Source organism: Kitasatospora sp. NPDC057542, assembly GCF_042801945.1.
Classification (GTDB): Bacteria; Actinomycetota; Actinomycetes; order Streptomycetales; family Streptomycetaceae; genus Kitasatospora.
The window spans coordinates 1-11,265 of sequence record NZ_JBHVFE010000293.1 but is presented as its reverse complement, the minus strand read 5'-3'; the positions used below and the strand labels follow the sequence as shown (position 1 = coordinate 11,265).

Genomic DNA, 11,265 nt, shown 5'->3' with positions numbered 1-11,265 from the left:
GGCCCGGGCTACGTCCCCGGGCCGGGCCGGCCGCCGTTACGAGACGACCATCGAGCCGCCGCTGGGGAGGTGCCAGTCCTACAAGAGCGACTGATCGCGGACCGAGTCGCAAGGCGTCAGATGTTGAGGTAGCGCTCAAGCCGGACGGGTTTCCGCTGACCCGCCAGGTAGACGTCAGCCGTGAGATTGAATTCCCCCCAGGCGAGCACCACCAGGCCGAAGTCGGTCGAGCGGTCGGTAACTGTGCGGTCCGGCTCGGGGAAGGTCGGGTGCAGGTGGTAGACGACCTTGGTGACCCGATCGAGGTCGGCGGCGTCGAAGCTCGCGAGATAGACGCGAATTCGAAAGTATGGTCGACTATTTGTCGGGCGCGAGCCGTCTGCACGCGCGGTGTGGGCCAGGTGAAGGGTTGTCGGTGGTGCGACGTCGGCCAGCGCCGCAGGGCGGATGCGATGGGGATGCCGATTGCGGACCAAGCCCAGCAGATCGGCGGTTTCTGTGCCGCACTGCTGCGGCACCGGCAGTCCCTCAGCCTGGAGTTGGACCTGAAGATGCCGGTAGATGTCACCGAGGCTGAGCAACTCCCCGGCCTGTGCGCTGCCGGCGCGGAGCAGTCGTAGCAGGCGCTCGGTGAAGGCGGTGTGCTGTTCCCCGGGGAGGGCCAGCGCGGTCCGATTCCCCGGGGCGGCGGTCAGTGTGTACGTCCCGGCCACCTGGAGCTGACCGAGGATCGCGTTGGCGTCCTCGGTCAAGGTCTCGCCGATCGCCCTCCCGCTGAAGCAGCTGTCCAGGATCACCGCGCGGACTGCCGCCCTGCTGTCCAGAAAGACATCACGCACTGCCTGGAATGGCAGGGCGGTGAACTGCGGTCGGTCAGGCCGGGTAGTGAACAGGCTCAAGTACAGTTCGCGACGCCGTGGTTCGAGCAGCCCGTGCCCGCTGTAGTAGAAGAGCAGAAGGTCCTCGGCCTCTGCGGCGGCCCGTGTGAGCAGGTCGCCAGCCTCGGCAACACTGACGGTATCCAAGGCAGACCAGCAGTCGTCGGGGTCAAAACCACCCAACTGCGGGTCGGTGAGCACCTGATGCAGGCTGGCGATGTTGTTGGCAACCACCGGGATGTCCGCGAGCCGCGGATCGTCGTAGGCGGGAGTGCCGACCAGCACGATCCGGGACCGGTGGTGGTCGACCGCCCGGGCCTTCGCCCCGCCTGCTGAGGCGTGGTCCGGAGTGACCTGGTGAGCGTGTCGGGCCTCACGTTGAACGAACTCGGCCTCACGGCGCGGCCCGGCGCTCATCCCAGATGCCGAAGGGTCTCGCGGAGCAACGCCTCGACATCCTTGACGCGCTTGGCGTCCACGGTCACACTGCGCTCCTCCGCACGGACCACGATCCGGACATCCGATTTGCGCGGCTGCGACAGATAGGCCCGCAGCGACGCGGCGAGCACCGTCAATGCCCCTCCACTGCCCACTGCGACGGCCAAGGCATCGGCCAGTGCCCCCAACTCACCCGGTCCGGGCTCGGGATCGGCGAAGGCGACCAGCCCTCGAAGCTCGGGCTCATGCCGCAACCAGTCCGCGAGATCCGCAAGTTCATCGATGGCATCGATGGAATCGCCACCCGCCACTGACAGCCGCAAGCCGCTCATGCGTTTCCCCTCACCCGACTGCGCTCAGTATGCCCGCCGCGCCAGCAGAGAACCGCGATCTCGACGTTCCCGCCCGGCCCTGTCGCCCTGGACGACGACTCCCACTGGGAGATCCTCCACCAGTGCCGTCGCGCGGCGGACGCCGTCCTCTTCCTTCGGGCGGAAGATCACCCGGCTCGCTGCCCTGCCCGCCGACGCCGTCGAAATGCGGACCGACGAGACCGTTCTCATCCTGGACCGCTTACCCATCCGCCTGCCCGACCCGGACCGGGTGACACGTACGCACCTTTCCGCGGGGACTGCGTCCGCCCCGACCCGGGGCCTCTCAGCTTGACTCTGTCGGGGATCTTGTTCGCTGCAGCTTCAGCTGACGGATCGCCAGGAACGTAGGCGCGGGATGCCTTGTTGGTCGAGGTGGTCCTGGAAGGCGGTCGGTGATCGTGGGGGTGTGTTCTCGCCCGGAGACTGCCGGCTGAGGCGTTCGATGTTGACGGCGATGGCGGTGAGCACGTGCTGCAGGTGGGCCTTGGCCTGCCCGCGGTATCGGCAGCGGCGCATGCCGTGGCCGTGGGCGAATTCGCAGATGGTGCCCTCGATGCCGGACCGCACCGCATAGCGCTTGTGCCAGGCCGGTTCCTGCCGCTCGGCACGGTTGCGTATCTGCAGTTCGTGCAGCTCGCGCGGGGGAAAGCCCACGTTTCGGGCGGAGTCGCGGGAGGTGGTGCACTTGGCCCGGACTGGGCAGGGCTGGCACTGGCTCTTGGTGAAGCGGGCCACGATCAGCGGGGCCGCGGTCGGCGAGGATGTCGGATAGGGGCCGTGCCAGCCCCTGCTGACCTGGCCCTGCGGGCAGGTGACCTCCTTGCGGTCGAAATCAATGCGGAAGTCGTCGCGGGCGAAGCCCTCGCCCCGGCGGTGCTGGTGGGTGGGGTTGCCCGGCAGCGGTCCGACGATGGTTATCCGGTGCTCGCGTTCGGCCTGCTCCAGGTGGACCAGGGAGGTGTAGCCGCCGTCGACCAGGTGCTGGTCGGGCCGCAGGCTCCGGTGTTCCAGCCGGGTGTGGATGCCGGGTAGGACCTCGGTGTCGGCGCTGGTGGCTGGCATGGTGGCCACGTCCGTGATCACGTTGGGGCCGTCGTCGGAGCAGGTCTCGGTCACGTGCGCGAGGAATCCCGTCCAGCGGGTGACCTGCCCCCGACGCGCGTAGCGGGCCGTCGGGTCGTAGGGCGAGACGATCCGCTTCGCCGAGGGCGGCAGACCGCTGTCGTCGTCATCGTCGCGCCAGCGCAGACGGCCGGCAGTGTCCCAGTAGTAGTTCTGAACAAGGATCTGCCGCAGGGCCTGCACCTGGGGGCTGTTCAGCAGGCCGGGATGGTTGCGGGCCAGGTGTTCGAGCAGGCGGCGGGCGTCTGCCCCGGTGGTGTTGATCCTGGTCTTGGGCCGGGTGGGGTTCTTGCCCAGGCGCACCGGCCGACCATAGCGGCGGCCCCAGTCCTCCTCGACCAGGCCGGCCAGCGCATGGCTGGCAGTGCGGGCGAGTTCCTCCAGGGCCGCGCGTACCGCCTCGGTGACCAACTCCAGGCGGGTCAGGTCGCGCACGGCGGCCAGGACGTGGGTGGAGTCGGTGCGTTGGGTGGTGCGCTCGCGGACCAGTCCGGCGCCTTTCAGGCGAGCCCTCTTCCGGTTCCATGGACAGGCGTTCGCGGAAGGGCATCGGATGGAGGAAGTCGTCACCGTGCACCACGGCCGCGTGTCCCGGCCCGCCGAGGTACGCGGCCACCGCGGCCGCCAGCGTCGACTTCCCCGCCCCGGCCCGGCCGTCGAGGGTCACCAGGACGCGGCCGGCTGTGGCGCGCGCGGTGACGGCCGCCGCGATTCGCTCGACCGGTCCTCGGGCCGGCGGCGCGTCGAACGGGCAACCGGCCACCCCGGGCATGGGAACGTGCGGTGCCGCAGTCCGCGGCGCACCAGTGCCGATGCCGAGGTGGTGCCCAGGGCCCTCCCCCTTTCGGTTGTCCGCTGCCGCCTGGGGTCGGGGCCGGGGCCCGGTGTGCGCGGGGCGCGGCCAGGCACCGGAGCAGGTCTCGGCCGTTCCGTCGTCGAGCCGGTCGGTCGGTGGGTTGCGGTGCTGCTCCGGCGACCGCGCAGCGCGGAGGCGCAGGCGGCCACCAGGGCCATCACCGCGGCCGTGCTGAAGACGATGACGAGCCCGTGGTGGAAGGGGCCCGCGATGAGTTCGGGGAAGAACCGTGTCCCGGTCAGGGTCCGGGCGTTGTGGGCGGGAAGCGTGCTCAGGACGCCGCTGGGCCCCAGCAGGTGGCCGATCGGATTGTTGCCGAGGAACGTGGCGAACAGCGTGCTCACCGGCGGCAGCCCGGCCAGGTGGCCGGCCGCCTCGGCCGGCACTCCCTGTGCCCGCAGGCCGCTGTCGAGTGTGCGCGGGAGCGTGGTGGCCAGGCCGGTGATCATCAGTGAGAAGAACAGGCCGATCGACAGGGCGATGCCCGAGTTCTGGAACGTCGCGCGCATGCCGGAGGCCACGCCGCGTTGCTCCGGTGGCACGCTGCCCATGATCGCCGAGGTGTTCGGCGCCGAGAACATGCCCTGGCCGAGCCCGCTGAGCAGCAGCAGGCCCGCGAACGCCGGGTACGGGAATTCCACCGGCAGGGCCAGCAGGCCGACGAAGGCGATGGCCACCAGGATCAGCCCGGTGGTGGCGAACAGCCTGGGGCCGTAGCGGTCGGAGAGGAAGCCGGAGGCCGGGCCGCCGAGCAGGAACCCGACGGTCAGCGGCAGCAGGAAGATGCCGGCCCACAGCGGGGTGCGGGCGAAGGCGTAGCCGTGCAGTGGCAGCCAGATGCCCTGCAGCCAGATGATGAGCATGAACTGCATGCCGCCGCGGGCGATCGCGATGAGCAGTGCCGCGAGGTTTCCGGCGGCGAACGCGCGGATCCTGAACAGACCGAGTTGGAACATCGGGTCAGCGACCTTGGTCTGTGCGACGCAGAACGCGACGAGCAGTGCGGTGCCCGTTGCCAGGCCGCCGAGCACGTAGGGGCTGGTCCAGCCGGTCGAGTGGCCGCCGTAGGGCTGGATGCCGTAGGTGATCGAGGCGAGGAGGGCGCCAGCCCCCGCGGTGAAGGTGAGGTTGCCGAGCCAGTCGATGCGCCCGGGTTTGCGGCAGCCGATCTCGCGCAGGCTGCGGTACGACCAGAGGGTGCCGGCCACACCGATCGGGACGCTCACCCAGAAGACGGCACGCCAGTCGATGGTGGCCAGCAGGCCGCCGGCGAGCAGACCCAGGAACTGGCCGGCGAGCGCGGTGATCTGGTTGATCCCCAGGGCCATCCCTCGTCGACGGGCGGCGAAGGCATCGGTGAGGATCGCCGCCGAGTTCGCCATCAGCATGGCCCCACCGACCGCCTGCACGATGCGGAAGCCGATGAGCCACAGGGCGCCGGGGCCACCGCGCAGCGGGTCGAGGGAGAGGGCGAGCGAGGCGCCCGCGAAGACCGCGAAGCCGAGGTTGTACATCCGGACCCGGCCGAACATGTCCCCGAGCCGGCCGAAGGCGACCACGAGCACCGCGGTGACCAGGAGATAGCCCAGGATCATCCACAGCAGGTAGCCGATGTTGCCGGGGGCGAGCGGGTCCAGACCGATGCCGCGGAAGATCGCGGGCAGCGAGATGATCACGATCGAGGCGTCGACGGACGCGATCAGCACACCCATCGTCGTGTTCGACAGCGCGACCCACTTGTACCGTTCGTCCGTGACGCGCGCGGTGGCGTTGCCAGCCCGTGCGGCGCTCATGATCGCTCCCGGAGTCGGTGGGGCAACGGCAGTCCGGCGCAGCCGGCTGCCGCGCGGTCGGGTCAGGCCGCGGTGGTGACGTCGGCCCAGTGGACGGCGTGTCCGGGCTCCTCGCGGTGGCCGTGTGCGGCAGTGAGCTGGTCGATGATCCACAGCCCGCGGCCGTGCTCGTCAGGGGCGCAGCCGGCCGCCCAGTCGCCGTCGGCGGCGGCCGGGCCGCCGTCGGACACCTCGATGTGTACCCGCCGGGCGCCGGGGTCGCGGTTGAGCTCGAAGCTCACCGGCGGCTCGGCGTGCTCCACGGCGTTGGTGACGAGTTCGGAGACGGTGAGCAGCACCGAGTCGGCCGCTTCCTCGGTGACCCTCCACTGGGCGAGGACCGCTTCGGCGATTCTTCGGGCTTCTCCGGCGGCTTCCGGGCGGTGCGCCAGGGGCCAGGGGCGGTCCGACGGCGGCGTGCGCCGGGCGGTGGCCCACGGTGGGGAGAGGTCCGGGGCGTAAGCGCTGGCCATGATCATCACCCTCTTCCGGCGCCGCGGTGGCGCCTCGGCTCTGACCAGAACTCGAAATACCCTGCATCCATCTATAGCACTCTCTATATAGACAAGCAAATATAGAGAGTGCTATAGATGGATGTATGGATGAGACACCCGAAGAGGGCCCCCGGGAGACGGCCGCGGTACTGGACAAGCTGGTCACCGAGATGGCCACGGAGTTCCTGTCGGACTGGCGGGGCATGAGCCTGACCACGGTCGCAACGCTGGCCAGGCTGGAGCGCGAGGGTCCGACCAGGCTGACGGCACTGGCAGCGGCGGAGGGCATCACCCAGCCGTCGATGACGGTGCTGGTACAGCGCCTGGAACGCCAGGGCCTGGCGTCGCGGGCAACGGATCCCAAGGACGGGCGGGTCTGCCTCGTCGCCCTCACGGATGCCGGCCGCGAGCTGCTGGCCGAGCGCCATCGGGCGAGGGACGCCCGGGTGGCCGGCCTGCTGGCCGCGCTGCCCGAGCAGGACGTGCGGGCGCTCGGCGAGGCCGTGCACACGGCCCTGCCCATCGTCCGGCGCATGCTCCGGGACGCTCCGTCGCACCGCACCACCGGGAGTGGTTCGGCCTCCTGAGTCTCCGGGCAGCGCTCTTCGGCGTCTCCTCCTGCAGGCGGTGGGATCCGTTCCGCTGCCCCGTCGCGCCCCGCGCGCCGGGCCCCGGTCCTGTCACCTGCCCTCCTCACGGACTTCCGGAAGGGCGGAGAACCATGAACACCATCTCGGCATCCGGCACCGACGTGCCGTCGGCGGAGGTCGCGGACTACCCCATGCCCCGGGCGGCCGGCTGCCCGTTCGACCCGCCGCCGGCCCTGCGAACCCTGCAGGCCGAAGCCCCGATCAGCCGGGTGCGGCTGTGGGACGGCAGCGCCCCGTGGCTGGTCACCCGCTACGAGGACGTGCGGGCCCTGCTGGCCGACCCGCGGATCAGCTCGGAGAGCACCCACCCGCACTACCCCCACCAGACCCCGGCCATGAAGGAGCGCCGCAGGCAGTCGCGGACCTTCATCACTATGGATGATCCGGAACACGCCCGCCTGCGCCGGATGGTCACCGCGGCCTTCGCCATCAAGCACGTGGAGGCACTGCGGCCGGCCGTTCAGAAGATCGTCGACGACCTGATCGACGCCATGCTCACCAGGCCAAAGCCGGTGGACCTGGTCCAGGCTTTCGCGCTGCCGGTGCCCTCGCTGGTGATCTGCGGGCTGCTCGGTGTCCCGTACGCCGACCACGACTTCTTCCAGGCCAACAGCAAGATCCTGGTCAAGACCACCACCACCCCGGAGCAGGCACGGGCGGCCACCCAACGGTTGATCGACTACCTGGACCGGCTGGTCGGCGACAAGCTCACCCACCCGGCAGACGACCTGCTCTCCATGCTGGCCGAGCGGGTCCGCGTCGGTGAGCTCTCCCGGCGTGAAGCGGCCAACATGGGGATGCTGCTGTTGATCGCCGGCCACGAGACGACGGCGAACATGATCGCGCTGGGCACCCTGGCCCTGCTGCAGCACCCGGACCAGCTGGCCCGGGTGCGCGGGAGCGACGATCCGAAACCGATCGCCTCGGCGGTCGAGGAACTCCTGCGCTACCTGACCATCGTGCACAGCGGACGGCGCCGGGTGGCCCTGGCGGACATCGAGGTCGGCGGGGTCACCATCCACGCCGGCGAGGGCGTCGTGCTGGCCAATGACATCGGCAACCGCGACCCCGCCGTCTTCCCCGACCCCGACCGGCTCGACGTGGAGCGCAACCCCCGCCACCACGTGGCCTTCGGCTTCGGCATCCACCAATGCCTGGGCCAGCCACTGGCCCGGCTCGAACTGCAGGTCGTCTACAGCACCCTCTACCGCCGCATCCCCACCCTGCGGCTCGCGGTCGATCTCGACCAGATCCCGTTCAAGCACGACGGAACCGTCTACGGCGTCTACGAGCTGCCCATCACCTGGTGAGCGCGGCCAGGTGCCGCGCGGACAAGGAGGATTCCGATGAAAGTCATCGTCGACCAGCACAAGTGCGTCGCCTCCGGCCAGTGCGTACTGACCGCACCCGAGGTGTTCGACCAGCGCGAGGAGGACGGCATCGTCGTCCTGCTCGCCGAGACCCCGCCCGAGCACCTGCTGGACGATGTCCGGCAGGCTGCCCTCCTCTGCCCGGCTCAGGCGATCTGGGTGGCAGAACAGGAGAAACAGGAGGGCGAACAATGAAGCGGATCGTCATCGTCGGGGCCTCGGCCGCGGGCCTGACCGCGGCCGAGACCCTCCGCCGCCGAGGCTGGGACGGCCACCTCACCCTGATCGGCGACGAGCCCCATCCGCCCTACGACCGGCCACCGCTGTCCAAGCAGATCCTGACGGGCGGTTGGCTCGCCGAGCGGGCCGTCCTGCGCTCCCCGCACGATCTCGCGCGCCTGGGGGCCGACCTACGCCTCGGAGAGCCCGCCACCGCCCTCGACACCGCGGGCCGCCGGGTACGACTGGGCGGCGGCGAGAGCATTCACTTCGATGCCCTGATCATCGCCACCGGGGTGACCCCCCGGCGCCTGCCCGACAGCGACCTGGCCGGGGTGCACGTCCTGCGCACGCTCGACGACGCGCTCGCCCTGCGCGCCGCACTGCTCGCCGGGCCCCGGGTGGTCGTGGTGGGCGCCGGATTCCTCGGCACCGAAGTCGCCGCGGCAGCCCGGACCATGGGCCTGGAAGTGACCCTGGTCGAGCCGGAGCCCGTCCCGGTGCGCCGCCCGTTCGGCGAGCGCATCGGCGCCGTCGTCGCCGACCTGCACCGCGCCCACGGCACCCACCTGCGCTGCGGGATCCCGGTACGCCGGCTGCGCAGCACCAGCGGCCGGGTGACCGGGGTGGAACTCGGCGACGGCACCACGCTGCCGGCCGACGTCGTCGTACTGGCCCTCGGCGCCACCCCCGCCACCGGCTGGCTGACCGGCTCGGGCCTGCGCCCCGCGGACGGGGTGGAGTGCGACGCGTGGTGCCAGGCCGCACCCGGCATCTACGCCGCCGGCGACGTCGCCTCCTGGCACAACCCCCACTTCGGCACCCGCATGCGACTGGAACACCGGATGAACGCCACCGAACAGGCCATCGCCGCGGCCGGCAACCTGCTCGGCGACGCCACCCCGTTCGCCCCCGTGCCCTACTTCTGGACCGACCAGTACGACACCAGGATCCAGGCGTACGGCATCTTCCCACCCGACGCGGACCTACGCGTCACCTCCGGCGACCCGTCCGACGGCCGCTTCACCGCCGCCTACGGCCACCAAGGAACGGTGGTCGGCGTGCTCGGCTGGAACGCCCCCCGCGAACTGCGCCTGCTACGCCGACTAGTCGTCGAACACGCGCTCTGGACCGCCGTCACGGACGCCGGGCCGTGTCCTCCACTGACTGGTGATCGTCGGTGGGAGAGCACACGACCTCGAACACCTGGGGTGTACTCATGACATCCGCTTCCCCTCATCAGGGACCGATTCGCGTCGGTGTCGTAGGTCTGAGCGCGCACGGCGGGTGGGCGGCCACCGCCCACGTGCCGGCGCTGACCGGGCTCGACGGATACGAGCTGCGGGCCCTCAGCGCCAGCAGCGCCGAATCGGCGCGCGCGGCCTGCGAGAAGTACGCGGTACCGCTGACCTTCAGCAGCGCGGAGGAGCTCGCCCACAGCGAGGAAGTCGACCTCGTGGTCGTAACGGTGAAGGTTCCGCACCACCTCGACCTCATCCGACCCGCGCTCGAAGCGGGCAAGCCGGTGTTCAGCGAATGGCCGCTGGGTGCCGACCTCGCGCAGGCCGAGGAGCTGGCCGACCTCGCGCACCACAGGGGGCAGCTGACGGCCGTCGGCCTACAGGCCCGGTCGGCTCCACCGCTTCGCTACCTGCGCGACCTGGTCGCCGAGGGCTACGTGGGGCGGGTGCTGTCGACCAGCATGCTCGGCTGGGGCGGGCCCTGGGGCGCCACCTACGACGACGACCACGCGTACGTGCTGGACGTCACGAGCGGCGCCACCCTGCTGTCGATCCCCTTCGGACACTCGGTCGACGCGCTGGCCATGGTGCTCGGCGAGTTCTGCGAAGCATCAGCCCACATCGAGAACCTGCGTCCCGAGGTCACCCACGTGACCAGCGGAGCGGTCGCGGCCAAGAGCACCGAGGACCAGATCGCCGTGACCGGTCTGCTCGAATCAGGGGCCGTGGCCGCGATGCACTTCCGCGGCGGCACCTCCCGCGCCACCGGCTTCCACTGGGAGATCAACGGCACCCAGGGCGACCTCGTCGTGAAGGCCGACCACGACCACTGGTGGATGGGACGACTTCGGCTGTACGGCACCCGAGGCGACGACGGCGGCTTGGTCGAACTTCCGGTCCCCGTCCGCTACCAGCGGTCGCTGACGCACTGGACGGAGCGAGACGCCGAGCCCGCCTACAACGTCGCCCACGAGTACGCGCTGCTGCGCGACCAGATCACCGGAACCCTCGAGCCGGGCACGGACGGCGTTCCCGACTTCCGGCACGCCGCCCAGCGCCACCGCATGCTGGAACAGATCCGAGCAGCGGCACGGACCGGCCGCAGGACCACGCTCGCACCCTGGGCCCGTCGGTGAATTAGTGGTGCGTGTCGCGTCAACTCGTCGTTGATGCTGCGTGCATGACGTATCTGGCGAGTTCGCTGGGGTCGATGAGGCGGACGGGGAGCGGCTCGCTGTGGTGGCCGTGCTGTTGGAGCAGGGGCCGGGTCTGCTGGATAAGGGCGCGCATCTGGTTCTCGCCGATGTGGAAGAGGTGGGCGATCAACGAGGCGGGCAGGCCCCGCTGGTCCAGGACGGCGGCCCAGATGATGTTCTCGACGGTCAGTTTGCGGTGGCGTGGGCGTTGTTCCGGCGGCAGCGTGTCGATCATTCCCCTACGAGGAGCCTGTCGGCTGGATCAACTGCCGGCAGAAGCCCTGGAACGGCGTGCTCGTCAGGGTGGACCAGCTGCCCTTCAAAGCCGGAGACCAGCTCACCTTCGACGTCACGGTCTGCGGCGACTTCCCCGGGCAGACCCCGGCCGCGACCATCCAGGGCGTCGTGAACATCACTGCTGACACCACCACGGTCGACTTCACCATCCCCTGGGACGGTGTCCTGGACTCCGTCACCGAAGGGTCGATCACGGTCTCCTGCACCCTCACCCCTGCCGACGGCAGCGAGCCGACGACCTCGCAGGCCGCCGGGGTCCGGTACTCCCGCCGGCAACCCGGCGGCGCCGTCTGCGGCC

The 11,265-nt window shown here is 70.5% G+C and carries 12 protein-coding genes; 6 read left to right on the top strand and 6 right to left on the bottom strand.

Annotation, left to right across the window (positions count from 1 at the left end):
• Positions 1-116: 116 nt before the first annotated feature.
• The 5 genes from ACFU7Y_RS29545 to ACFU7Y_RS29525 form a co-directional block, all read right to left on the bottom strand.
• On the bottom strand, positions 117-1,295 hold the full coding sequence (locus ACFU7Y_RS29545; RefSeq protein WP_380770234.1) for a pYEATS domain-containing protein: 1,179 nt from the start codon (positions 1,293-1,295) through the stop codon (positions 117-119).
• Entirely contained in the window at positions 1,292-1,648 is a 357-nt protein-coding gene (locus ACFU7Y_RS29540) for a hypothetical protein (RefSeq protein ID WP_380770233.1), read from the bottom strand. The genes ACFU7Y_RS29545 and ACFU7Y_RS29540 overlap by 4 nt, the downstream gene beginning before the upstream one ends.
• Positions 1,649-2,011: 363 nt before the next feature.
• Positions 2,012-3,247: a transposase gene (locus ACFU7Y_RS29535; RefSeq protein WP_380770232.1), complete on the bottom strand. Its 1,236-nt coding sequence runs from the start codon at positions 3,245-3,247 to the stop codon at positions 2,012-2,014.
• Positions 3,248-3,475: 228 nt separating this feature from the next.
• On the bottom strand, positions 3,476-5,461 hold the full coding sequence (locus ACFU7Y_RS29530; protein ID WP_380770231.1) for an MFS transporter: 1,986 nt from the start codon (positions 5,459-5,461) through the stop codon (positions 3,476-3,478).
• A 62-nt stretch (positions 5,462-5,523) separates the two neighbouring features.
• Positions 5,524-5,973, bottom strand: coding sequence for an ATP-binding protein (locus ACFU7Y_RS29525; RefSeq protein WP_380770230.1), 450 nt, complete (start codon positions 5,971-5,973; stop codon positions 5,524-5,526).
• 125 nt (positions 5,974-6,098) lie between these two features.
• Here ACFU7Y_RS29525 and ACFU7Y_RS29520 point away from each other — a divergent pair, with 125 nt between their 5' ends.
• From ACFU7Y_RS29520 to ACFU7Y_RS29500, 5 genes are all read left to right on the top strand, one after another.
• Entirely contained in the window at positions 6,099-6,581 is a 483-nt protein-coding gene (locus ACFU7Y_RS29520; RefSeq protein ID WP_380770229.1) for a MarR family winged helix-turn-helix transcriptional regulator, read from the top strand.
• Positions 6,582-6,715: 134 nt separating this feature from the next.
• Positions 6,716-7,954: a cytochrome P450 gene (locus tag ACFU7Y_RS29515; RefSeq protein ID WP_380770228.1), complete on the top strand. Its 1,239-nt coding sequence runs from the start codon at positions 6,716-6,718 to the stop codon at positions 7,952-7,954.
• A 36-nt stretch (positions 7,955-7,990) separates the two neighbouring features.
• On the top strand, positions 7,991-8,209 hold the full coding sequence (locus ACFU7Y_RS29510) for a ferredoxin (RefSeq protein WP_380770227.1): 219 nt from the start codon (positions 7,991-7,993) through the stop codon (positions 8,207-8,209).
• Positions 8,206-9,456, top strand: a complete 1,251-nt coding sequence (locus ACFU7Y_RS29505) for an NAD(P)/FAD-dependent oxidoreductase (RefSeq protein WP_380770226.1) — start codon at positions 8,206-8,208, stop codon at positions 9,454-9,456. The genes ACFU7Y_RS29510 and ACFU7Y_RS29505 overlap by 4 nt, the downstream gene beginning before the upstream one ends.
• Entirely contained in the window at positions 9,453-10,610 is a 1,158-nt protein-coding gene (locus ACFU7Y_RS29500; RefSeq protein WP_380770225.1) for a Gfo/Idh/MocA family protein, read from the top strand. The genes ACFU7Y_RS29505 and ACFU7Y_RS29500 overlap by 4 nt, the downstream gene beginning before the upstream one ends.
• A gap of 19 nt (positions 10,611-10,629) precedes the next feature.
• Here ACFU7Y_RS29500 and ACFU7Y_RS29495 read toward each other — a convergent pair whose 3' ends face one another.
• The gene (locus ACFU7Y_RS29495) at positions 10,630-10,905 is read right to left on the bottom strand and encodes a hypothetical protein (RefSeq protein WP_380770224.1); all 276 of its coding nucleotides are present in this window, start codon (positions 10,903-10,905) and stop codon (positions 10,630-10,632) included.
• Between the two features lie 68 nt (positions 10,906-10,973).
• On the opposite strand from ACFU7Y_RS29495, the gene ACFU7Y_RS29490 reads away from it, so the two are divergent.
• Positions 10,974-11,265, top strand: a 292-nt coding sequence (locus tag ACFU7Y_RS29490; RefSeq protein WP_380770223.1) for a hypothetical protein, incomplete at its 3' end; no start/stop codon positions are given.